The organism is Pseudoalteromonas sp. APC 3691 (assembly GCF_030408135.1).
GTDB lineage: Bacteria > Pseudomonadota > Gammaproteobacteria > Enterobacterales > Alteromonadaceae > Pseudoalteromonas.
Genome location: NZ_JASDCB010000007.1, coordinates 29,031 through 53,102, shown reverse-complemented (window position 1 = coordinate 53,102; position 24,072 = coordinate 29,031). Strand labels below are relative to the sequence as shown.

The 24,072-nt window shown below is 40.7% G+C and carries 25 protein-coding genes; 19 read left to right on the top strand and 6 right to left on the bottom strand.

From position 1 onward, the window contains the following. Positions 1-19: 19 nt before the first annotated feature. Entirely contained in the window at positions 20-994 is a 975-nt protein-coding gene (locus QL998_RS03910; protein WP_182711431.1) for a glutathione S-transferase family protein, read from the top strand. 3 nt (positions 995-997) lie between these two features. On the opposite strand, the gene QL998_RS03905 is transcribed toward QL998_RS03910, so the two are convergent. Genes QL998_RS03905 through QL998_RS03895 form a run of 3 tightly spaced genes read right to left on the bottom strand, consistent with a single transcriptional unit; the run spans position 998 to position 2,042 of the window. Next, on the bottom strand, positions 998-1,240 hold the full coding sequence (locus tag QL998_RS03905; RefSeq protein ID WP_024596383.1) for a hypothetical protein: 243 nt from the start codon (positions 1,238-1,240) through the stop codon (positions 998-1,000). Between the two features lie 10 nt (positions 1,241-1,250). Then, entirely contained in the window at positions 1,251-1,697 is a 447-nt protein-coding gene (locus QL998_RS03900; protein WP_182194670.1) for a hypothetical protein, read from the bottom strand. 6 nt (positions 1,698-1,703) lie between these two features. After that, on the bottom strand, positions 1,704-2,042 hold the full coding sequence (locus tag QL998_RS03895; protein WP_182194673.1) for a DUF883 domain-containing protein: 339 nt from the start codon (positions 2,040-2,042) through the stop codon (positions 1,704-1,706). A 499-nt stretch (positions 2,043-2,541) separates the two neighbouring features. Between QL998_RS03895 and mraZ the strand changes: the two genes are divergently transcribed. From mraZ to lpxC, 16 genes are all read left to right on the top strand, one after another. Further along, positions 2,542-3,000 (top strand): division/cell wall cluster transcriptional repressor MraZ, encoded by a 459-nt coding sequence (mraZ, locus tag QL998_RS03890; protein ID WP_007582904.1) that lies wholly within the window; start codon positions 2,542-2,544, stop codon positions 2,998-3,000. Between the two features lie 28 nt (positions 3,001-3,028). Continuing rightward, a complete protein-coding gene (gene rsmH / locus QL998_RS03885; protein WP_024606338.1) occupies positions 3,029-3,967 on the top strand; it encodes a 16S rRNA (cytosine(1402)-N(4))-methyltransferase RsmH in 939 nt (312 codons plus the stop codon). Then, entirely contained in the window at positions 3,964-4,290 is a 327-nt protein-coding gene (gene ftsL, locus QL998_RS03880; protein ID WP_002957986.1) for a cell division protein FtsL, read from the top strand. The genes rsmH and ftsL overlap by 4 nt, the downstream gene beginning before the upstream one ends. Then, positions 4,287-6,104 carry a penicillin-binding transpeptidase domain-containing protein gene (locus QL998_RS03875; protein WP_290192181.1) on the top strand — a complete coding sequence of 606 codons (1,818 nt, stop codon included), beginning with the start codon at positions 4,287-4,289 and terminating at the stop codon, positions 6,102-6,104. The genes ftsL and QL998_RS03875 overlap by 4 nt, the downstream gene beginning before the upstream one ends. Next, positions 6,097-7,575 (top strand): UDP-N-acetylmuramoyl-L-alanyl-D-glutamate--2,6-diaminopimelate ligase, encoded by a 1,479-nt coding sequence (gene murE / locus QL998_RS03870; protein ID WP_024606336.1) that lies wholly within the window; start codon positions 6,097-6,099, stop codon positions 7,573-7,575. The genes QL998_RS03875 and murE overlap by 8 nt, the downstream gene beginning before the upstream one ends. After that, positions 7,572-8,954 (top strand): UDP-N-acetylmuramoyl-tripeptide--D-alanyl-D-alanine ligase, encoded by a 1,383-nt coding sequence (gene murF / locus QL998_RS03865; protein WP_290192180.1) that lies wholly within the window; start codon positions 7,572-7,574, stop codon positions 8,952-8,954. Before murE ends, murF begins: the two co-directional genes overlap by 4 nt. After that, entirely contained in the window at positions 8,954-10,036 is a 1,083-nt protein-coding gene (gene mraY, locus QL998_RS03860) for a phospho-N-acetylmuramoyl-pentapeptide-transferase (RefSeq protein WP_024599287.1), read from the top strand. Before murF ends, mraY begins: the two co-directional genes overlap by 1 nt. Then, positions 10,037-11,371: a UDP-N-acetylmuramoyl-L-alanine--D-glutamate ligase gene (gene murD, locus QL998_RS03855; protein WP_290192179.1), complete on the top strand. Its 1,335-nt coding sequence runs from the start codon at positions 10,037-10,039 to the stop codon at positions 11,369-11,371. Next, a complete protein-coding gene (gene ftsW, locus QL998_RS03850; protein WP_024599289.1) occupies positions 11,368-12,543 on the top strand; it encodes a cell division protein FtsW in 1,176 nt (391 codons plus the stop codon). Before murD ends, ftsW begins: the two co-directional genes overlap by 4 nt. After that, positions 12,540-13,616 (top strand): undecaprenyldiphospho-muramoylpentapeptide beta-N-acetylglucosaminyltransferase, encoded by a 1,077-nt coding sequence (murG, locus tag QL998_RS03845; RefSeq protein ID WP_290192178.1) that lies wholly within the window; start codon positions 12,540-12,542, stop codon positions 13,614-13,616. The genes ftsW and murG overlap by 4 nt, the downstream gene beginning before the upstream one ends. Beyond that, positions 13,617-15,068, top strand: coding sequence for a UDP-N-acetylmuramate--L-alanine ligase (gene murC / locus QL998_RS03840; protein WP_290192177.1), 1,452 nt, complete (start codon positions 13,617-13,619; stop codon positions 15,066-15,068). Then, positions 15,065-15,985: a D-alanine--D-alanine ligase gene (locus tag QL998_RS03835; protein ID WP_290192176.1), complete on the top strand. Its 921-nt coding sequence runs from the start codon at positions 15,065-15,067 to the stop codon at positions 15,983-15,985. Before murC ends, QL998_RS03835 begins: the two co-directional genes overlap by 4 nt. 1 nt (position 15,986) lies before the next feature. After that, positions 15,987-16,772: a cell division protein FtsQ/DivIB gene (locus tag QL998_RS03830; protein ID WP_182194691.1), complete on the top strand. Its 786-nt coding sequence runs from the start codon at positions 15,987-15,989 to the stop codon at positions 16,770-16,772. Continuing rightward, entirely contained in the window at positions 16,769-18,001 is a 1,233-nt protein-coding gene (gene ftsA / locus QL998_RS03825) for a cell division protein FtsA (protein ID WP_007582937.1), read from the top strand. Before QL998_RS03830 ends, ftsA begins: the two co-directional genes overlap by 4 nt. Positions 18,002-18,022: 21 nt before the next feature. Continuing rightward, a complete protein-coding gene (gene ftsZ / locus QL998_RS03820) occupies positions 18,023-19,267 on the top strand; it encodes a cell division protein FtsZ (protein ID WP_010554300.1) in 1,245 nt (414 codons plus the stop codon). Between the two features lie 106 nt (positions 19,268-19,373). After that, positions 19,374-20,285: a UDP-3-O-acyl-N-acetylglucosamine deacetylase gene (gene lpxC, locus QL998_RS03815; RefSeq protein WP_182194697.1), complete on the top strand. Its 912-nt coding sequence runs from the start codon at positions 19,374-19,376 to the stop codon at positions 20,283-20,285. A gap of 92 nt (positions 20,286-20,377) precedes the next feature. Here the strand turns inward: lpxC and yjjG are convergent, their stop codons facing one another. From yjjG to QL998_RS03800, 3 genes are all read right to left on the bottom strand, one after another. Further along, positions 20,378-21,052 (bottom strand): pyrimidine 5'-nucleotidase, encoded by a 675-nt coding sequence (gene yjjG / locus QL998_RS03810; protein ID WP_010554302.1) that lies wholly within the window; start codon positions 21,050-21,052, stop codon positions 20,378-20,380. Positions 21,053-21,065: 13 nt separating this feature from the next. Beyond that, on the bottom strand, positions 21,066-21,611 hold the full coding sequence (gene yjjX / locus QL998_RS03805; protein ID WP_007579903.1) for an inosine/xanthosine triphosphatase: 546 nt from the start codon (positions 21,609-21,611) through the stop codon (positions 21,066-21,068). 62 nt (positions 21,612-21,673) lie between these two features. Next, the gene (locus QL998_RS03800; protein ID WP_290192175.1) at positions 21,674-22,573 is read right to left on the bottom strand and encodes a phosphoribulokinase; all 900 of its coding nucleotides are present in this window, start codon (positions 22,571-22,573) and stop codon (positions 21,674-21,676) included. 157 nt (positions 22,574-22,730) lie between these two features. On the opposite strand from QL998_RS03800, the gene QL998_RS03795 reads away from it, so the two are divergent. Both QL998_RS03795 and QL998_RS03790 read left to right on the top strand, forming a co-directional pair. Continuing rightward, a complete protein-coding gene (locus QL998_RS03795) occupies positions 22,731-23,606 on the top strand; it encodes a hypothetical protein (protein ID WP_290192174.1) in 876 nt (291 codons plus the stop codon). 75 nt (positions 23,607-23,681) lie between these two features. Continuing rightward, complete coding sequence (locus tag QL998_RS03790; protein ID WP_007376965.1) at positions 23,682-24,047, top strand: hypothetical protein; 366 nt, start codon at positions 23,682-23,684, stop codon at positions 24,045-24,047. Positions 24,048-24,072 lie beyond the last annotated feature (25 nt).

Sequence of the window (24,072 nt, the reverse complement as noted above, 5' to 3'; positions counted from 1 at the left end):
GTATTTTTAGGAGAGTTTTATGGGATTATTAGTTAACGGCCAATGGCAAGATAAATGGTACGACACAGATTCAAGTAACGGTAAGTTTGAACGCGAAACGGCGCAGTTACGTCACTGGGTAACTGTTGATGGTAGCGCTGGAATAACGGGCGAGGCCGGATTTAAAGCACAAGCGAACAGGTATCATTTATATGTGTCACTTGCGTGTCCTTGGGCGCATCGAACGCTTATATTTAGAGCGTTAAAAGGGTTGCACGATTTAATTACGGTGTCGGTTGTTAGCCCTGATATGCTTGATAGTGGTTGGGCTTTTGATACGCAAAACCACAGTACTGGTGATGCTTTATTTAATAGTAACTACTTACATCAAGTGTATACAAAAAATAATCCTAAGTATTCCGGGCGAGTTACAGTACCCGTATTGTGGGATAAAAAGCTAAATAAAATTGTCAGTAATGAGTCTGCCGATATTATACGTATGTTCAATAGTGCGTTTAATGAGTTAACAGGTAATAACGATGACTACTATCCGGAGGCACTACGACCAAAAATTGATGAATTAAATGCGTTGATTTATCCAAATATAAATAATGGTGTTTATCGTACGGGATTCGCAACAACTCAAGATGCATACGAAGAGGCGTTTAACGATTTATTCAAAGCACTCGATAAAGTAGAAGGGATACTGAGCAAGCAGCGTTATTTAACAGGTAATAGGCTCACCGAGGCAGATTGGCGATTATTCACTACACTCATTCGGTTTGATAGTGTGTACGTTGGCCATTTTAAATGTAATTTACGCACAATTGAAAGCTATCCTGCATTAAGTGGATACCTTAGGGAGCTATATCAAGTTAAAGGAGTGGCTGAAACAGTTGATTTTTATCATATTAAGCGTCACTACTATTTTAGTCACACAATGATCAACCCAACACAAGTTGTGCCAAGTGGTCCAAGTATTGATTACTTATCTGATCACGGTAGAAATGTTTAGCGCTTAAGCTATCAAGTTCACTAGCCAGCCGTATTTTCTTACGAAGCTGGTTTCGCTTTTACCCGCTTGTACTGCTGCACCTGCGATAAAGGCACTTGAAAGCCCAACTTTGGTTACGGCAAAACGCTTTAGTCTATATTGGAACGCTGCATGATGTTGGCGTTTCAATTCACTGCGCGTATCCATTTGCTTACTCAGAGCATCAACGTTTTCATTAGGTGCTTTAATTAAGTAGTTAACTAACATAGTAATTTCCTTATAAGTTAAACAGCTGTTTTAAGCTTTTAAGTGTTTTACTAAAGCCAATTTTATTGCTTAGGTAAACCGTATTTTTCCAAAGCCATGCTAAACAAGCAACTTGCAGCAAAGTAGCTGTTGCAATACTCAGCCATACTGACCCAAAAACATCGTATACACCGTATCCAACAGCACCTAGAAATCCTGCCCACAACAAAACCAAACCACTGGCAAAGCATCCTAAAAATATAGTGATCAATGCAAGCGATCTAAGCGATAACCGCCATTCAGCTTTAGCAAGCTGGTGGGTGATCTTTCCTTGAGTTTGGTAATCATCCTTGAGCTGCTTAGAATACTCTAAAAGCATTGCAACATGATCTTGCCAATCATCCTTTTGGCTATGTTGCTCAGTAGTTTGGTCTTGCGCATTACCATCCTTGGTTGCTGTTGTTTGTGGGTTATTCATCACTAATTACTTACGACGAAGTAGTGATGTGATTAGCATACCCGCAGCAAAAGCAATACCCGCAGTTGCTAATGGATTTTCAGAAGCAAAAGCACGAGTTTTTGCAGTACATTCGCTTAGTTTTTCACGTGCAATAAGTTGTTTTTCGTTCAATGCATCTGCTGAGCTAGAAGCTCCTTTACGCACACTGCTTTCAGCTGTTGCAGCTTTGCTAGAAAGTGCATCTACAGCATCGTGCGCCGCTGATGTTGCTTTCTCTGTAAGAGGTGATTCAGTATTTGTTAGTTTAACGTCAGGCTTAACATCTGAAGTTGTGTTTGGTTTCGTATTTGTTGCAGTAGCCATAATCAATCCTTAATAAGTTAAAAAATTTAAATAGTGATTTAGATAATGCAATGATTAAACCAAAACTGTTTTTTAGTTTTAATGTGTTGAATGTATTGGTTTTTGTTGTTTTTGTGTAGCTTTTTCACATTTGATAATTTAAAGCAAACAGTAACTATTACTACACGGTTAGGTAAATTTTACAAAGGGAGTAAAAATGCTTAAAAAGTTGTAAATATTCATTGGTTATTCAGTAAGCAAAGCGTGTAAACAGAAAGTTATAAAAAACAGAATAGATATTTTTTTCATCACAATCCCACTTTTTCCCACATAATTCAAACGCTTCGCTTGAGCCCTTATTTTTTCTAGCTTTGGGACTCACTAAAGCTGGTCAGCTTACTTGACAAAATGGCTTGTCAAGCCCTAAACTGGAGCACTGTGGTAAAAAGTGGTTTTTAGTGGATCACACTGGATAAAAATAAACAAAAGTTGAATAAAACAATTTTAAAGTAGGTTTTTTATGTTTCGTGGCGCGAGTTCACTGAGTTTGGATGATAAGGGGCGTTTTGCGGTACCGACTAAGTACCGAGAATCTCTATTGTCTGAAGATCAGGGAACGGTTATTTGTACCGTCGCATTAAATGAGCCGTGTTTATGGTTGTATCCGCTGGCTGAGTGGCTCGAAATAGAAAGCCGTTTAGCTAAAATCTCCAATATGAACCCACGAGCCCGTCGAATGCAGCGTATGTTGCTCGGGAATGCTACTGAATATCAACTTGATAAAAATGGTCGAATTTTGCTTGCGCCGTCACTGCGGGCTCATGCATCACTTGGCAAAAAAATCATGCTAGTTGGTTTGATGAATAAATTTGAAATTTGGGATGAGGCGCGTTGGCACGAACAAATGCAGCAAGATACTGAGCTTGAAAGGCTTGGTGATTTTGAACCTAACCAAGATTTAGATAATTTTACACTCTAACGGCACAAAAAAAGGCACACAATAGCTAATGACAGCGCAATTTGAACACGTATCCGTATTAATGGATGAGACCATCGATGCTCTTGCAATTAAGCCAGACGGTATATACATGGATGGTACATTTGGACGTGGTGGCCACTCTGGGCAAATTTTAGCACGCCTTGGTGATGAAGGTCGCCTGCAAGCAATTGACCAAGATCCACAAGCAATACAATCAGCTGAAAAATTTGCTGATGACCCACGTTTTGCAATTGCACACACTCGCTTTTCAAACTTATACGAAGTAGCACAGCAAAACGATCTAATTGGTAAAGTCGATGGCATTTTATTAGACATTGGTGTTTCGTCACCACAACTAGATGACGCTGAGCGTGGCTTTAGTTTTATGAAAGACGGCCCACTCGATATGCGTATGGACCCTACAACAGGTCGCAGTGCAGCACAGTGGTTAGCAGAGGCTGAGTTGGATGATATTACCCACGTAATTAAAAAATTGGGCGAAGAAAAGTTTGGTAAACGCATTGCACACAAAGTACTTGAAGTTCGTGAGCACACGCCAATCACAACTACCAAGCAGCTTGCTGACCTTGTTGATGAAGCTGTACCGGTAAAAGATAAGTTTAAGCACCCAGCTACCCGTACTTTTCAGGCTATTCGTATTTACATTAATAGTGAGCTTGAAGAAATTCAAACTGCGCTTCAGTCTGCAGTTAAAGTGCTAAAGCCAGGCGGACGTTTAGTGGTGATTTCGTTTCATTCTTTAGAAGACCGTATTGTAAAACAGTTTATTAGAAAACAGAGTAAGGGAGAAGCATTACCCAGAGGTCTGCCTTTAACTGATGCACAAATAAATAAAAATCTGACGTTAAAAGCAGTGGGTAAAGCTATTAAGCCAAGTGCTGCAGAAGTAGAGCGTAATCCACGTTCTCGTAGTTCTGTACTTAGGATTGCACAGAGGTTGGGATGAGTAAAAAAGCGAGCTATCGGCAACCTAATTTATTCTTTGAAATATTAAAAGGCCTAGGAGCTAATAAGCTAACCTCGGCCTTGTTGGTTGTGATATTCGCTTCTAGTTTAGCTGTTGTGCAAACAACCCACTTAGCTCGTGGCCAACTTATACAGCAAGATCAATTATTACAAGAACGCGATGAGCTCGATTTAGAGTGGCGCTACTTACTTGTTGAAGAAGAATTTTATTCGCAACATGCACGCATTGAAGAAGTAGCTACATCACAATTGAAAATGAAAAGACCTACGAGTCAAGATGAGCAGGTAATAATAGTACAATGAGAAATAGAGGCAAAAAACCAGTCACTAATTTAATCACATGGCGCTTTATGCTGGTGTGTGCAGTTGTGTTTATGGTGTTTGTAACACTCGTATCTCGCGCTGCTTATTTACAAGTAATAGAACCTGATAAAGCACGTTCAGAAAGTGACAAACGTACCGTGCGCGTTGAAAAACTACATGTGCAACGCGGGATGATTTTTGACCGTAATGGTAAAGAGTTAGCGGTAAGTGTGCCTGTGGTAAGTGTATATGCTGATCCTAAAGCATTGCACAAGTCGCTAGTCTCTAAAGTAATTAAACAAGCACGTAAAAGCGGCGAAGATCATTTATCTTTAGCTGAAAATACCGCTGAGCTTGATAAGCGTACTGCACTTTATTATAAAAACGATTTACGCTGGCGTGAGCTTGCTGATGTATTGCGCATTGATCCTAAGAAGATTAACTCTCGACTATTAAACGATCCCTCGCGTCGCTTTGTTTATTTAAAGCGCCAAGTTACTCCTGCTGTAGCAAATTATATTGGCGATTTACGCCTACCAGGTATTCATTTACTAGATGAATCTAAACGCTATTACCCCGCCGGTGAGGTTAGCGCGCATGTTATTGGTTTTACTAATATAGACGGTAAAGGCATTGAAGGTATTGAAAAGCTATACGAAAACGCTTTAACGGGCGAGGAAGGCCGCCGCACTATACGTAAAGACGCACAAGGGCGTGAAGTAGAAGTGCTTGACGAGCGTGAGCGCGTAGAGCCAGAAAGTATAGAACTAAGTATTGACCAACGAATTCAAGCTATTGCCTACAAAGCTGTAAAATCAGCTGTACTGACTTACAAAGCCACATCGGGCTCAGCTATGGTAGTTGATGTTAAAACCGGTGAAGTGCTGGCAATGGTAAATAGTCCTTCATTTAATCCAAATAACTTAAGCGATGCTGCACCTCATAAGCGTCGTAATCGCGCAATTACAGATTTGTTTGAACCAGGCTCAACTGTTAAGCCTCTAGCCATTTTGGCTGGGCTAGACTACGGCGCCATTCAGGCAGATGACACGATTGATACCTACCCAGGTTGGATGCGTTTAGGTGGTAGTTTAGTTAGAGATACTCGTAATCATGGCGAACTAACACTGCGCGAAATACTAAAGTACTCCTCAAATATGGGGGTTGCGAAGGTTACTCAGTTAGTGCCTAAAGATTACCTTGTTGGCTTATATCAAAAAGTAGGCTTTGGCAGTGACACCGGTACTGGAATGGTAGGTGAAAGCAGCGGTTTGTTTTATCCAAATCGTCGTTGGTCTGACTTTGAAATTGCAACTTTATCATTTGGTTATGCAATTTCGGTAAGTACTGCGCAAATGGCGCGCTTTTATACCATGTTAGGCGCTGGTGGAGTTAATCGACCACTGACTATTTTAAAGCAAGATAATATACCTGAAGGCGAACGTATTTTTAAACAAAAAGACGTAGAAGCCGTAGTCCACATGATGGAAAGTGTATTTGAAAAAGACGGTACTGCTCGCAACATAAAAGTTGATGGGTATCGTGCTGCCGGTAAAACAGGTACATCTAAAAAAGCCGTAGCAGGTGGTTATGGTGATGAATATGTAGGTTACTTTGCAGGTGTAGCACCGGCAAGTAATCCTCGTTTAGCCGTGGTAGTTATGATTAATGAACCAGGTGGTGATGTGTACTATGGAGGTGCCACCGCTGGCCCTGCATTTGCAGAAATCATCTCTAACGCATTAAGAATATTAAACGTAGCGCCTGACAAGGAAGAGGTTGCGTACGTACAAGGTAAAGATAACGATGCGTGATTTAAAGGATATTTTAAAATACATCGAAATAGATGCGCCCTCGCAACTGGTTAAGCATTTACGCCTTGATAGCCGTGAAGTAACGCCAGGTGATGTATTTGTTGCTATTAAAGGCCATACACTTGATGGCGGACAATTTATTAATAAAGCAATTGAAAATGGCGCAATAGCTATCATTGCTGACAGATTATGTGAATTTGAAAGCAGTTTTGAGCCACTGTATTTAGTCTCAGAGCTTGATAAAAAGCTTCCAGAATTAGCTAGTCGCTTTTATAGCCAACCAAGTCAGACTCTTGATTTAATTGGTGTGACAGGTACAAATGGTAAATCGACCACCACAGCAATGATTGCCCACTTAGCACAGTTTTGTAGTACTGAGTCGGCTATTATAGGTACTTTAGGTTATGGCCATCCTGATAACTTAATTCCACTGATAAACACAACGCCTTCAACAGTTGATTTACAGCATATTTTGAGCGATTTAAATTCGCAGCATAAAAAGCTGGTAGCCATGGAAGTATCATCTCATGGGTTAGTGCAACAACGCGTTGCTAAATGTCAGTTTAAAGCGGCTGTGTTTACTAATCTTTCGCGCGATCACTTAGATTACCATGGTGATATGGCAAGTTACGGTGATGCGAAATTAATGCTTTTCCGTGATTTTGAGCCGCAAGTTGTAGTGCTCAATCAAGATGACTTTCAAGCTGAGCAATGGCTTGAAAAGTATGATTTTAATAACCTAATTTGTTATGGCCGCAAAAACTTAGCTCCTAAGAATGCCCGATACGTTTATTTTTCTGATGTTGAATATTCAAGTGAAGGTATTTCGGCGCAGCTGTCGACAAGTTGGGGTGATATTTCAATTAAATCGCCTCTGTTTGGCGAATTCAACTTATATAACTTAACGGCAGCGCTCGCTACATTACTAGGGCTAGGTTATCCGCTTGAGCAACTAGTTGCAGGTTGTGCGCAGTTACAGCCAGTTGCTGGTCGAATGCAAGCTTTTAGTCAAGCTGGCATGCCAACGTGTGTTGTTGATTACGCCCATACACCCGATGCACTTGCACTTGCATTACAAGCATTGCAGTTGCATGTGCCAGGTGGTGTAAGTTGTGTATTTGGTTGCGGTGGCGACAGAGACAAAGGTAAGCGCGCATTAATGGCGCAAGCTGCAGAGCAAAACGCTAATAAAGTGATTATTACCAGCGATAACCCTCGATCTGAAAATCCTGATGACATTATTGCAGATGTAGCAGGCGGTCTAACCCATCCTCAAAATGCACATTTAGAGGCTGATAGAGCAACTGCAATTCGTTTTGCTATAGAAAATGCTACAGCTGATGATGTTATTTTGATTGCAGGTAAAGGCCACGAAGATTATCAAATTATAGGCGATAAGCGCATCGACTTTTGCGATCGCCGCTATGTACAAGAACAACTAAAAAAAGCAGTAAGAGGGATAACACAATGATCCCAATGGATTTTGATTGGTTAGCTAATGTGCTAACAACTGATTATCAAGGTGATAATCAACACGTGCTAAATATAAATACTGATACTCGCACAGTGTGCGATGGCGAAGTGTTTTTAGCACTGAAAGGGCCAAATTTTGATGGCCATAAATTTATAGCTGAGGCTAAACAAAAAGGCGCTATAGGCGTTATTGTTCAGCACAAAGTTGATGTAGATATTCCACAATTTATAGTAAGCGATACACGTATTGCACTAGGTACAATTGGCACCGCTGTTATGGCCCAAGTGGCGCCTAAAACAATTGCAATTACAGGGAGTGTAGGCAAAACCACCGTAAAAGAAATGTGTGCGGCAATTTTGTCGGTTCACGGTGATGTATTAGCTACTAAAGGTAATTTTAACAACGATATTGGCGTCCCTCTTACGTTATTGCGCTTAGAGCCTCAACATCGTTTTGCAGTAATTGAGCTAGGTGCAAATCACTTAGGTGAAATTGCTTACACAACGGCAATGACAAAACCAGATGTGGCCGTTGTATGTAATGTTGCAGCAGCTCACTTAGAAGGTTTTGGTAGTTTAATGGGGGTTGCAAAAGCTAAAGGTGAGATTTTTGATGGCCTAAAAGATGACGGTGTTGCCATTGTTAATTGCGATAGTGAATTTAGTCAGTATTGGTTAGATAAACTTGAAGGGCGTAATGTTAAACGCTTTTCTACAACCGAAAAACTAGACATTTGGGCAGAGAACATCACGCTTGATGCCAATGCACGTGCAAGCTTTACGCTTTGCACTAAAAACAAGCAAGTGCCTGTTACTTTGGCACTACCTGGTAAGCATAATATTAGTAATGCACTTATCGCTGCGGCGCTGACCAGTGAATTTGATGTAACCCTTGAAGAAATAGCCAATGCACTTGCCACTATGGGTGATGTAAAAGGGCGCGTTAATTTAATTGAAGTGTCTGATTTACTCACCGTGGTTGATGATACCTATAATGCCAATGTTAAGTCGGTAAAGGCTGCGATTGACTTGTTAAGTGATATGCAAGGTCACCGCATTTTAGCACTCGGAGACATGGGTGAGCTAGGTGAAGATGCACGTAAGTACCATCAAGAAGTTGGCGAGTATGCACTTGAGCAAGGGATTGATGAGTTATTTACATTAGGTGTGTTAAGTAAATACGCAAGTGATGTGTTTGAACTCCCTAATCGTCACTTTTCGAGTCGCGAACAGATGCAGCAAAAAATTCAAGAAAGTATTAATAAAGTGAATACTAAAACAACAATAGTAGTGAAAGGATCGCGCAGTTCTCGCATGGAATTATTAGTAACCGATTTAGTTAATGGCCAGCAACAAGCCATCAATGGAGTATCATAATGTTAGTTTGGCTGGCAGAGTATTTAACACAGTATTTTAGTGGTTTTCATGTTTTTTCGTATTTAACGCTACGTGCCATTTTAGGTATTTTAACTGCGCTAATTATGTCTCTTTATTTAGGGCCTAAGTTAATTCGTGGTTTGCAACGTATGCAAATAGGCCAAACAGTTCGAGACGATGGTCCGCAATCGCATTTGTCTAAGTCGGGTACACCGACTATGGGTGGCTTACTTATTTTAGCGGCTATTTTTACCAGCACGCTACTTTGGGCCGACTTATCAAATAAATACGTGTGGGCAACACTGTTTGTAATTGGCTCTTTAGGTATTGTTGGCTTTGTTGATGATTACCGTAAAGTTATTCGTAAAGATCCAAAAGGTTTAATTGCTAAGTGGAAGTACTTTTGGCAATCGGTGATTGCATTAGTTGTTGCTACTGCTTTGTACTTTACCAGTGCACAAGCATCTGAAACATCACTCGTTGTTCCATTTTTTAAAGACGTGTTACCGCAATTAGGTTTGTTTTATATCGTACTTACGTATTTTGCGATAGTAGGTACATCAAACGCTGTAAACCTGACCGATGGCTTAGATGGCTTGGCGATTGTGCCAATTATTTTGGTGGCTGCGGCATTGGCAATTATTGCTTACTTAACAGGTAATATTAACTTTTCGGCTTACTTACATATTCCACATTTACCGCTAGCGAGTGAGCTTGTGGTTGTGTGCACTGCCATTGTGGGCGCAGGGCTTGGCTTTTTATGGTTTAACACTTACCCAGCACAAGTATTTATGGGCGATGTTGGCTCATTAGCACTTGGTGGCGCATTAGGTATTATTGCTGTTTTAGTACGCCAAGAGTTACTGCTTATTATTATGGGCGGTGTATTTGTAATGGAAGCGCTATCGGTAATATTACAAGTGGGGTCGTATAAATTACGGGGACAACGCATTTTTAGAATGGCGCCAATTCACCATCATTACGAATTAAAAGGTTGGCCAGAGCCTCGCGTTATTGTGCGCTTTTGGATTATTTCTGTTGTGCTAGTGCTTACTGGCTTAGCTACTTTAAAGATTCGATAAATGCAGTATTTAAACGAGATAAAAAACAAACAAATAACAGTGCTCGGACTCGGTGTAACCGGTCTGGGCATTGTGCGTTTTCTATTGTCTCATGGCCTTGCCCCCAAGGTCGTTGATAGCCGAGCAACCCCGCCGGGGATTGATTGGTTAAAAGAGCACGCGCCAACTCTAGATACCCACTTTGGTAATTTGGATGACGCAGAGCCTTGTTCAAGCGATATGATTATTATAAGCCCTGGGCTTAGCTTAAAAATACCAGCTGTTGCAAATGCAATTAACGCAGGTGTTGAAGTGATTGGTGACGTTGAGTTATTTGCACGCATTAATACAAAACCTGTCATTGCAGTAACGGGCTCTAACGGTAAGTCAACCGTGGTTACGCTCGCTTATGAAGTGTTAAAAGAAGCCGGCTATAAAGTTGCTTTGGGTGGGAATATTGGCACAGCGGTACTTGATTTACTCAATGATGATTTTGATGTGTATGTACTTGAGTTATCGAGTTTTCAGTTAGATACCACAACGAGTTTAAAACCAGTAAGTGCAACGGTATTAAATGTGTCTGAAGATCATCTTGACCGCTATGACAGTTACCAAGCTTATATAGACTCAAAGCTTAGTATTTATAAGTTCGCAGAGCTTATTGTTGTCAATGCAGACGACATTCAAACACGTCCTGTTGAGCGCGGTACGGCTCCCTTAATTAGCTTTGGTGCTCAACAAGGTGATTACCATTTAGCGCAGCACAATGGCGAAACTCACTTTATGGTTAAAGGCGATGCCTTTTTACCTGTTGATACACTTGCGGTAGTGGGTAAGCACAATTATTTAAATACGCTTGCAGTAATGGCGCTCTTAAGTCCGTTTGAAGTAAGCAAAGAGCAATATAAAAATGCGTTAGGTCAATTTAATGGGTTGGCTCATCGCTGCCAATTTATAGCTGAGCTTAACGGTGTAAAGTATTTTAACGATTCAAAGGCTACCAACGTTGGAGCAAGCATTGCTGCAATAGATAGTTTAGCAAGTGACGGTGAAAACCTGATTGTGATTGCTGGTGGCGATGCCAAAGGCGCTGATTTAAATGCGCTTAAACCTTACATAAAACAGCATGTAAAAGCATTAATTTGTTTTGGCAAAGATGCAAGTGATTTAGCTGCGATTACCAACAAGAGTTATTTAACTAACAATATGGAAGAAGCAGTTACTTTGGCCAAAGTGCTTAGTAGTCCTGGCAATATTGTTTTATTAGCACCCGCATGTGCCAGCATTGATATGTATAACAACTATATGCAACGCGGTGATGACTTCGTTCAGTGTGTAATGGCAGGGCAATCATGATTGCTTTTGCCGATATAAGAGATGCGTTAACACCTAAGCCTTCAGGGCAGTTATACGATGTGCCGCTATTATACTGCGTAATAATGCTAATTGGTGTTGGTTTTATCATGGTAACCAGTGCATCAATGCCCACCGCAGAGCGACTATTTGATGACCCGTACCATATTACCATTCGCCACAGCATGTTTTTGGCGATGGCTTTTGTGCTTTTTTGGATAAGCGTTTGCGTGCCAATGGAGTGGTGGAAACGTTCAAACCCTTACCTATTAATACTGGGTATGGTGCTATTAATAGCAGTATTGATTATTGGTCGTGAAGTTAACGGCGCTAAACGATGGATACCTATTGGACCTGTTGGTTTTCAGGTTGCTGAGGCCGCTAAGTTATACTTTTTTAGTTATATAGCTGGCTACTTAGTAAGAAAACGTGAAGAAGTACAAGAAAATATTAAAGGCTTTGCAAAGCCAATAGCAGTATTTGCAGTGTATGCATTGCTTATTTTACTACAGCCCGATTTAGGCACAGTAGTTGTTATGTTTGTAACAACGGTTGGCTTGCTGTTTTTAGCTGGTGCTAAGTTATGGCAGTTTTTTGTACTTATTTTAACTGGCGTGGGTCTGGTTGTATTACTAATTATTGTTGAACCATATCGAATGGCGCGTGTTGTAGGCTTTTTAGACCCTTGGGATGATCCTTTTGGTAAAGGTTATCAGTTGGTGCAATCACTAATGGCGTATAGCCAAGGTGGTTGGTTTGGTCAAGGCTTAGGTAACAGTGTACAAAAACTACAATATTTACCTGAAGCGCATAACGATTTTATTTTTGCCGTTATAGGTGAAGAACTTGGCTTAATAGGCGTTGTAAGTATTTTAACGGTATTAGCTACTTTAGTATTTAGAGCCTTATTAATAGGTCAACAAGCGCTTAAATGCGGTAAGGAATACGAAGGCTACTTTTCATTTGCCATTGGTATTTGGTTTGCATTTCAAACCATGGTGAATGTAGGTGCAAGCGCGGGTATTTTACCAACGAAGGGTTTAACCCTGCCGTTTATTTCTTATGGCGGCTCAAGCTTATTAATTATGACGATTGCCACGGGTATTTTATTGCGCGTAGATTTTGAAACCAAAATGGCAACGAAACAAGCCACCTCACGCGGAGGTAAGCGATGAGTAAAAAATTAGTAGTAGTGGCTGGTGGGACTGGCGGGCATATTTTTCCTGGCATTGCAGTGGCCGATTATTTAAAGCAGCAGGGCTGGCAAGTCAGCTGGATTGGCACTCCAGATCGAATGGAAGCAAGTGTTGTTCCTAAGCATGGCATTGATATTGATTTCATTAATGTTAAAGGTGTTCGTGGCAATGGGTTAAAGCGTCTCATTAAAGCCCCATTCATGGTACTTAATGCAATATTGCAGGCGCGTAAGGTATTGAAAGAACAGCGCCCGGATGTAGTACTTGCAATGGGCGGTTATGTTACGGGTCCAACGGGAATTGCAGCAAAAAGTTTAGGTATCCCGCTGGTTATTCACGAGCAAAATGCTGTAGCCGGTATGAGCAATAAATGGCTTGCTAAGTTTGCTACACGCGTATTAGCAGCATTTCCAAGTGCGTTTGCACAAGGCCAAGCTGAGCTAGTAGGTAATCCAGTACGTCAAAGTGTTATGGATATAGTCAAACGCGATGTATCAAGCCCTATTAATATTTTAGTGGTTGGTGGGTCGCTTGGTGCACAAGTGCTTAATCAGACGTTACCAGAAGCATTTAAAGGCCTTAGTAATACAGCTCCAATAAATGTGTGGCATCAAACAGGTAAAGGTCATTTACCCACTGTAGAAACAGCTTATAAAATGCATGGCTTTGCGGATGGTAATACAAAAATAGCTGAATTTATTGATGATATGGACGCGGCGTATAGCTGGGCTGATATTGTTGTTTGCCGCGCTGGTGCATTAACTGTTAGCGAAATTGCAGCAGCAGGTAAAATGGCTGTTTTTGTTCCTTTTCCACATGCCGTGGACGACCATCAAACAGCAAACGCACAATATTTAGTGATGGCTAATGGCGCATTATTAATGCCACAAGGGCAGTTTAATAAACAATCAATTGTTGAACTATTAAGCCCATATTTAGCCCAACCTTCATTAATTACTGAAATGGCTACAAATGCAAAAAAACAAGCCATTTTAGATGCCACAGCAAGCGTAGCAACGCACTGTGAGCAAGTAACAAATAAGAGAAAATAAGTGAAAGAAACGTCAGTACAAGAAAAACACACGCGCCCAGCAATGCGCCGAATAGAAACCATTCACTTTATTGGTATTGGTGGAGCCGGTATGGGCGGTATTGCTGAAGTACTCGCTTTTGAAGGCTACCGTATTACAGGTTCTGACATTGCTCATAGCGCTATGACAGATCGCTTAATTAAAGCCGGTGCTGAGGTATTTATTGGCCATCATGAAAATAACGTGAAAGATGCCAATGTAGTGGTTGTTTCAAGCGCGATTGATGAAACAAATCCTGAAATTATTGCAGCTAAAGCCGCAAGAATCCCTGTTGTGCGCCGCGCAGAAATGCTCGCAGAGCTAATGCGTTTTCGCCACGGTATAGCGATTGCGGGAACGCATGGTAAAACAACGACAACAAGCCTAATTGCAAGTATTTATGGACAAGCAGGGCTCGATCCAACTTTTATTATTGGTGGCTTGTTAAATAGCGCAGGTAGTAATGCAAAAGTAGGTAAAAGTGATTTTTTAATAGCAGAAGCTGATGAAAGCGATGCGTCGTTTTTACACTTGCAGCCAATGGTCTCGGTCATCACAAATATTGAAGAAGATCACATGGATACTTATGGTGGCAGTCTTGAAAAGATGAAAGACACCTATGTGGATTTTATTCATAACTTGCCGTTTTATGGTTTAGCCGTTGTATGTATTGACTCTGAAGTTGCTGCTGAACTTATTCCGCGCTTTGGTCGCCCAGTTATCACGTATGGTGAATCGAAGGATGCTGATTACCGCATGAGCGACTTTAGCCAATCAGCTAATACATGCACATTTACAGTAACTAACAAGCAAGGTGAGTGTTTAACTGCCACGTTGAATATGCCAGGTAGACATAACGCACTTAATGCAACCGCTGCAATTGCTGTGGCAAAAGATCAAAACATTGCGAACCATGCAATTTTAGAAGCGCTGCAGAAGTTTGAAGGTATTGGTCGTCGTTTTCAACACTATGGTGAATTTGAAAACGAGCGTGGCAATGTGATGTTAGTTGATGATTACGGGCATCACCCTTCAGAAGTTGCAGCAACAATTGCAGCAGTACGTGAAGGTTGGCCGGATAAGCGTTTAGTAATGGTATATCAACCTCATAGATTTTCTCGTACACGCGATTTATACGAAGATTTTGTAAAAGTACTTGCTGATGTAGATCAGTTGCTATTGCTTGATGTGTATAGCGCTGGTGAAGAGCCAATTGTTGGCGCAGACAGCAAAAGCTTATGCCGTAGCCTTCGTCAACGTGGTAAAGAGCCGCTGCATGTGGCAACAAATGCAGAACTTGCAGGTGTTTTGGCCGCAAATTTACAAAATAATGATTTAGTATTAACTCAAGGCGCTGGTAATATAGGTCAGTTAGTTAAAACATTAGCTGCAACGGGTATGTCGATAGAAAAACTTAAGCAAGGTGAAGTATGACTCAGGTAAGCACACAATTTGGTAAAGTAGCGGTACTGCTAGGTGGTAACTCAGCAGAACGTGAAGTGTCTTTACGATCGGGTCAAGCTGTTTTAAATGCACTGCAAAATAGTGGTATTGATGCAATTGCATTTGACCCACAAAGTCGTTCTTTGTGGGAATTAAAAGAATTAAATGTAGAGCGTGTTTTTATTGCTTTGCATGGGCGTGGTGGCGAAGACGGAACTGTACAAGGTGCGCTTGAATTTATGAACTTGCCTTACACGGGCAGTAATGTACTGGGTTCAGCACTTGCTATGGATAAAGTACGTTGTAAACACTTATTTAAATCAGCGGGATTAAGCACCGCACCTTATGCCGTAGTTGATGCCAAAAAAGGCTTTGATGCTGCAGCTATTATGGGTGAGTTTAAAAAGGTAATGGTTAAGCCATCGCACGAAGGCTCAAGCATAGGTATGGCACAAGCGAATACAGTACAAGAACTTGAAGATGCATTAGCTAATGCATTTAAGTTTGATAACCAAGTGCTTGTAGAGCAGTGGATCACTGGTCGTGAGTTTACAATCACAGTGCTTGGCGACGAAGTACAACCAGTCATTGAAATGACTACACCAAATGGCTTTTACGACTACCAAGCTAAGTATCAATCAAATACTACGCAGTATCATTGCCCTGCAGATTTGTCAGAGCAAGATACTAAGTACTTACAGGCTATATCACTAGATGCTTTTGATTTAGTGGGCGCAAGCGGCTGGGGCCGTGTTGATGCGATGCAAGACGAGCAAGGTAATTTTTATCTCCTTGAAGTAAATACAGTACCAGGCATGACTGAAAAGTCACTAGTACCGATGGCTGCAAAAGCGAACGGGGCAACTTTTGAGCAATTAGTTGTTCGCATTTTAGAGCAAACGCTTTAATATGCATCCCCTTTTAGAAAAAGCTCAACAACTAAAACAGCAACTTAACTTTAATTGGTCGCTGATTTTTGGAGTGAGTTTTTTTCTGGTTGTGGTTATAGGCTTAGTACAAATAACCACAGGTGTATCTGATTGGTTAGTTGAAAATAAAGATGCTCAAATTAAGCACCTTACAGTGCAAGGACATCCCAAATACACAGATGAAACGGCAATTATAAAAGCAATTAAAAAAGCCGATTTAAGTAGTTTTTTTGAACTTGATGTTAAGCACGTGCAGCAACTAGTTCAAGATTTACCTTGGGTTGCTACCGCTTCGGTACGTAAACAATGGCCTGATACTATACAGGTGTATGTAGTTGAACATGAAGTAGTTGCTCACTGGAATAGCGACTTGTTGCTCAACCAAAGTGGCCAAGCATTTCAAGCCAGCAGCGATAAGTTAGATGATAACTTACCGCAGTTATATGGCCCAGAAGGCAGCGAAGAAGAGGCGTGGATTGCTTTTAAGCAATTTGATGAAATGCTAAAAGTTAACGGTTTAACGTTAACAAGTTTGGCATTGTCGGAGCGCTTTTCGTGGCAATTATGGCTAGATAACGGAATACGTTTAAATTTAGGACGTAAAGATAAAGCCAAGCGTGTACAACGTTTTATAGACGTCTACCCACGAATGGAACAACGTGCAGATGCACAAGTAGATACAATAGATTTACGGTATGATACCGGCCTTGCAGTAAGCTTTAAGCCAGTGCAAGAAGAACAATTACAAAATAAGAGTAAGGCATGACTAAGTCAGCAGAAAGAAACCTAGTAATAGGGTTAGACGTTGGCACCTCGAAAGTGGTTGCCACGGTAGGTGAAATCACCGCAGATAACAAGCTCAGCATTGTTGGTGTGGGCAGCCAAGTATCTCATGGTATGGATAAAGGCGGCGTTAACGATTTAAACTTAGTGTCTGAGTCTATTCGCCGAGCAATAGACGAAGCTGAGTTAATGGCTGATTGTCGTATTAGCTCTGTGTATTTGGGTATTTCTGGCAAACATATACAGTGCCAAAACGAAAGTGGCGTGGTGGCAATTAATAATACCGAAGTCACTGACGAAGACATTGAAAATGTAATTCATATTGCGCGTTCTGTGCCTATTTCGGCAGAGCGTAAAATGCTGCATGCATTGCCGCAAGAATACAGTATCGACATGCAAGAGGGCATTAAAAACCCACTTGGTATGAGTGGTGTTCGTATGGAAGCGCGTGCACACATTATTACGTGCTCAAACGATATGGCAAAAAATATCGAAAAATGTGTAGAGCGCTGTGGTCTTGAAGTCGATCAGCTTATCTTCACTGCATTAGCGTCTTGTTATTCAGTGCTTACAGATGATGAAAAAGAGCTAGGTGTAGCTGTACTTGATATTGGCGGCGGCACTATGGATATAACCATTTATATTAATGGTGCGCTTCGTCACTCTGCCGTTATACCTGTAGCTGGTAACCAAGTTACTGGTGATATTGCAAAAATATTTCGTACACCTATATCACATGCAGAGTCACTCAAAGTACAATACGCATGTGCTAGTAGCCAAATGGCAAGTAGCGAAGACACAATTGAAGTACCAAGTGTAGGCGGGCGACCAGCAAGGTTAATGTCGCGCCATACATTGTCTGAGGTGGTAGAGCCTCGTTTTAGAGAATTATTTGAGCTTGCGATGGAAGAAATTCGTCGTTCAGGCTTAGAAGACCAAATTGCGGCAGGTCTCGTTATTACAGGCGGAACTGCTAAAATGACTGGCGCGATGGAAGTGGCAGAAGACATCTTCCAAATGCCAGTAAGAATAGGCAAACCAATCGGGATGGTTGGTTTGACAGACTACGTAGACGATCCTTCGTACGCAACCGCTGTTGGTTTGTTACAATACGGACGTACCATGCAATCGATGAATGCACAAAAGTCGAAAGCAGAGGATAACAATAATTGGTGGAACCGCATTACTAAATGGTTCCAAGGCGAGTTTTAAGACTCAAGTCGGAGAGTAAACATGTTTGATATAATGGAACAACACAGCGAAGAAGCTGTAATAAAAGTAATTGGCGTGGGCGGTGGTGGCGGTAACGCTGTTGAGCACATGGTAAAACAACAAATAGAAGGCGTGCGTTTTATAGCCGCTAATACCGATGCGCAAGCATTACGTAACTCTGCTGCCGATATTACAGTTCAACTAGGTACGCAAATAACCTCTGGGTTGGGTGCGGGCGCAAACCCTGAAGTAGGCCGTAAGTCGGCTGAAGAAGATGCAGATACAATTCGTGCCAGCCTTGAAGGCGCCGATATGGTATTTATTGCAGCCGGTATGGGCGGTGGTACAGGTACTGGTGCAGCACCTGTAGTTGCTAAAATTGCTAAAGAGCTCGGTATTTTAACCGTTGCAGTTGTAACACGTCCTTTTGATTTTGAAGGTAAAAAACGTGCAGCAGCCGCTGAACAAGGCATTAATGAATTGTCAGAAATTGTAGATTCACTTATTACAATTCCTAACAATAAATTGCTTAAAGTTTTAGGAAAAGGGACTACACTTCTAGATGCCTTCGCTAAAGCTAATGACGTATTATTTGGTGCGGTACAAGGTATAGCAGAGCTAATTACACGTTCTGGTTTAATTAACGTGGATTTCGCCGATGTTAGAACTGTAATGTCTGCAATGGGTACAGCCATGATGGGAACGGCGTCTGCGTCAGGTCCTGATCGTGCACAAGAAGCAGCAGAAGCGGCTATCTCAAGCCCACTACTAGAAGACGTTGATTTAACAGGTGCTAAAGGTATCTTAGTTAATATCACCGCAGGTATGGACATTGCGATTGAAGAATTTGAAATTGTTGGTAATCACGTTAAAGCACTTGCGTCAGAAAACGCAACGGTTGTTGTTGGTGCGGTAATCGACCCTGAAATGACTGATGAGCTACGTGTAACGGTTGTTGCAACTGGCTTAGGCGGCGATCGTCGTCCACAGTTTGGTATCGTTGATAACGGCTTTAAAAAAGCATCAGGTTCTGATGTTGCAAGCACATCAAACCAAACGAGCAGTATGTACGTACCAAGCTTTGCAAGCCAAGATACAAACACTGAAGAAAACACTGCAAAAGCACAAGCTGAAAGCAAAGAAAAAGCGCCTTCAACTAGTTCAAGCAGTTCAAGTTCTTCAGCGCAAAACAGTAAAAAAGCGGATAAATCAGAAGGTGGTGATTATTTTGATATCCCCGCTTTTTTACGTAAGCAGGCAGATTAACATTTAATAATACTTTTGTTTGAAATACGTACAAATATTGAAAGGCAAAAGGATTTATGTTAAACTCCGCCATATAACTGTAACTGATTTAAAAGTGAGCATACCTATGATTAAACAGCGTACGATTGCAGAAGTAGTCAAAGCCATAGGAATTGGACTTCATAAAGGTGAGAAGGTCACAATAACTCTCCGACCTGCGAGCGCAAATACTGGGATTGTATTTCGTCGTGTCGACCTTGATCCGGTTGTTGATTTTGAAACAACACCTGAAGCCGTTGGTGATACGCAGCTGTGTACCTGTTTAATTAACAAAGATGGTGTTCGCTTATCGACTACTGAGCATCTTATTGCAGCCGTTGCTGCAATGGGAATTGATAATCTAATTGTAGAATTAGATAGCTCAGAAGTGCCTATTATGGATGGTAGTGCATTACCATTCATATATCTGTTACAAAAAGGCGGAATTGAAGAGCAAAACGTTGCTAAACGCTTTATCCGTATTAAAGAAAAAGTACGCATTGAAGAAGATGGTAAGTGGGCTGAAGTTGAACCATATGATGGTTTTCATATCGACTTTGAGATTGCATTTAACCACCCAGCTATCAATGAAAGTCGCCAACGTATTGGGTTGGACATAACAACGCAAAGCTTTATTGAAGAAATTAGCCGTGCGCGTACTTTTGGATTTATGAAAGATATTGAATACATGCATGCAAACAACCTAGCGCTAGGTGGTAGCATGGATAGTGCTGTGGTACTTGATGAGTTCAAAGTTCTAAATCCTAACGGTTTACGTTATAGCGACGAGTTCGTTAAGCACAAGATATTAGACTGTGTTGGTGACATGTTTATGACAGGCCATAACCTTTTAGGCAAAGTAACTGCATTTAAGTCAGGTCATGATTTAAATAATAAATTACTTCGTAAAATTATGGCTACGGAGTCAGCATGGGAGTGGGCAACATTTGAAACACCTGTGACGATGCCTGCACCCGGTCTTGAGTTAGCTCCAGCCTAAAAGCAGTAAAAGAGCAGCTCGAAAAACAGTTATAAAAAATGACGCTATTTAGCGTCATTTTTTTGCGTGAAATTTAATAGCTCTATACTTTATTATAACTCCAAAAGAGCTTGTAACTGATTTAAACTAGCTACGGTATAGGTTGGCTTTATTCCGTCGGCTAATTGTTCACCAGGGTGTTGTAACCAGCAAGTATCAATACCTGCATTGTTGCCGCCAAGTATGTCACTTGCAGCAGTATCACCCACCATAAGTATCTCGCTTTTATCTGGGTTACCCATTAGCTCAAATGTGTGCTCAAAAATAGCTTTATTTGGTTTTGCTATACCTACAAGTTCAGATATAACTAACCATTCAAACATATCTTTTAAACCAGTATGCTCAAGGCGTACGGTTTGTAAGCGGGCAAATCCGTTAGTAATAATACCTAATCTAGCATTTGGCTTAAGTTTATTTAAAAGCTCAATAGCACCAGGTAATGGCTCGCAAATTTGCGCCATAGAATCTAAAAAAGCATCGTTTAGTTCTTTTGCTGGCACATTAAGTTTTGAAGCCCACTCATTAAAGCGTGTTACTTGTAAGTAATCCGCGCTAATAGTGCCATTTTGATAATCAACCCACAGCTGCTTATTGGTTTTTTGATAATGAATATAATCGTCTTGGCTAAAATCTACATTGTAAGCTTTAAACATGCGAGTCATGCCCGCTAAAATATCAAACCTAAATAAGGTTTCGTCTGCATCAAACAATACATAGTTGTACTTCATTAAACTTCCTAAATTAATTTGTTTGGCCGTATAGCTCAGGGTGTAAAAAAGGCGCCATAGCTAAAGTGAGTGCTTGTGTATAGGTACTTTCGCGCGTGGCATGATTGTTGGTAAGTAACCCAATAGCGCCCCCTTTTTGTTTAACGTTGGTGGTATTAAATGCTTTGTCCATTACATCGCCAAGTTCTTCACCTTTAAGTAATGCATTATAAAGTACTTGGGGTAGAGGAAGGTTGCTGCTACGCCCTACAACTTGATTTAAGGCATTATCAATAACAACGTAAGCAAAGGTTGCTGCACCATAGCTAAATTGCTCTGCACCGCCTTCCATTGCAACGTAATAGTGAGCTTGGTGGTGCTTTTTGCAATAATTAACACGGTTTTGCGCGCCAATACGTGTTTCGTCTTCGCCAATAGGCTGATCGGGCACGCCTGAGGGAGCATTCACACCTTCACAGTCAATGATACATTCTGGAAAATACATAGTAAAAATATGTTTAGCGGCATTTATTTTTACAGGATTTTTAGAACCGACAATAATTTTTAATTGTTGTGACATGCTGATCTCACCTTGAGCAAAATCAGCAGTGTACGTGAGAGAGCCCAATCTTAGAAGAGGAGTTAAATAGGTAAATCGAGTGGTGCTAGGTTTTCCAGTGCACGCTTTTTCAAAATAATATCTTTAATTAATGGGGTAAGCACAAGTTCCATAGCTAAGCCCATTTTACCCCCCGGTACTACAAGTGTATTTATACGAGACATAAAACTGCCTTCGATCATCCGTAAATAATAAGGAAAATCAACATCATCAATCCCCCTAAAGCGAATAACTACAAAGCTTTCATCAAGAGATGGAATATCTTTGGCGCTAAATGGGTTTGATGTATCAACAGTAGGCACGCGTTGAAAATTAATATGGGTACGAGAAAACTGTGGGGTAATATGATTTATATAATCATCCATACTGCGCACAATAGAGCCCATAACCGCTTCGCGAGAATGGCCTCGTTCGGATGTATCGCGTATTAATTTTTGAATCCATTCAAGGTTAATAATTGGAACCATGCCTATTAATAAATCGACATGCTTTGCAACGTCTACATCTTGATCAACTACACCACCGTGTAACCCTTCATAAAACAAAATGTCAGTATTATGGTCAAGATCTTGCCAAGGTGTAAATGTACCTGGTAATTGATTGTACGGAACGGCTTCATCAAAGGTATGTAAGTAGCGGCGTAACTTTCCTTGACCTGTTTCGCTATAGTTATCAAACAACGTTTTTAAAGCGCCAAAGTCATTGGCCTCTCGGCCAAAGTAACTAATATGTTTACCTTCTTGTTGTGCTTCTCGAACTTTTTTATCCATTTCGGGGCGAGTGTAACGATGAAAGCTATCTCCTTCGACAAAAGCCGCTTGAATATTAAGGCTACGGAAAATATGTTTAATTGCATTCGTTGTGGTGGTTGTACCCGCACCAGATGAACCCGTAATCGCAATAATAGGATTTTTAGCTGACATGTTAATTCTCTTTTTTAGGACCAGGTTTTATAACCAGACTAAACTTAACATTATTTTAAGTCGTTTGGGTATCTTAAGAGTTGACTGACTTAGCTCAAGTGACGCCATCAGCAAATAACGTTATCATGAGGTGCTTAAAATTAAAACGAGAGAAAGCATGAAACTTATTAAACCATTACTTGGATTATTTTCTATAGCAGCGCTGAGCCCAATAGTGGTGCAGGCTAGCATGCCAAAAAGCCAAGTATTACTTGCTGATTTAAATACACCTTTCGGGGTACAAGTTAGTATTGTGAGCGATAAAAATAGTTATAACAACCAACCGCACTTAACAAGTACAGGTTTATACTTTACTCATGAAGTAATTAATAAAGGGCAAAGCCAAACTGATATTGCTTATTATGATTTCACGTCAAAAAAAGTTACCAATATAACTAACTCTCCCGTAAGCGAATACTCACCAACAGTTATGCCAAGTGGTGATGCGATATCAGCGATTGTTGTAGAAGCTGACGGTAAGCAAAAATTGTGGCAATACCCACTCAAAAATGAAGATGCGCCACGTCGTATTTTTGATTGGATTGAACCTGTTGGATACCATGCATGGGGTGTCCAAAATGATTTAGTGATGTTTATTTTAGGAAAGCCTCACACGCTTCAATATACTTCTGTTGCACAAGCGAAGGGGGAAATAGCTGCCAGTAATATTGGCCGAACGTTTATTTATAACAACTCAATGGCTGCATTTTTATTTAGTTACACTAAAAACGAGCAACACATTTTAGCGAGTTTTAATCCACAAGATAAACAAGTTGAAGACCTATTAAGGTTACCGGCTCAAGTTCAAGATTTTATTTTAAAAGATAATGCGACCATTGCTTATGCTATTAAAAACCGCGTTTATCAGCGTAAACTTGATGGAAGTGATGAAGTATCGCAATGGCTTAATTTAAGCACCTACTGCGAAACAAATATAACAAGAATGAGTTACAACAATGAAAAACTCGCTTTTGTATGTGATATAACAAAGTGAAGCAGACAAATAAATTCAGATTTTATTGTGTGTATGCGTTAATCTAATACGCAAATTAACTAATAGGGATTACACGTGGCTTATAGTGCAGACGAGCTGACAGAACAGCTCATTAAATTACAGTGCAGAAGTAATTTTAAGATTAAAAATATTGCAGAGTACATGTTAGTAAACTCTAAAGAAGCATTTTATACCCACAGCGAAAGCGGCAAGGGTAAAATAGTAATTCGCCCAGCATTTGAAGTGTTTAGCGATGATTTTAATGATATTGATGGCGTGACGCGTGCGCAAGGGTACTTCCATAGCAGTGAGATGACACGCTTTCCTACGCGCATTTTTAAAAGCGCTCAACCTATTCACTACGGTGTTGCGTTTAAAATAAATTCTGAGCAAGCAGCCAAAGATTTTATAGCCAAGCTAACTATGATTATTGGTAATTAATAAAGCAAAAATATAAACGTAAAAA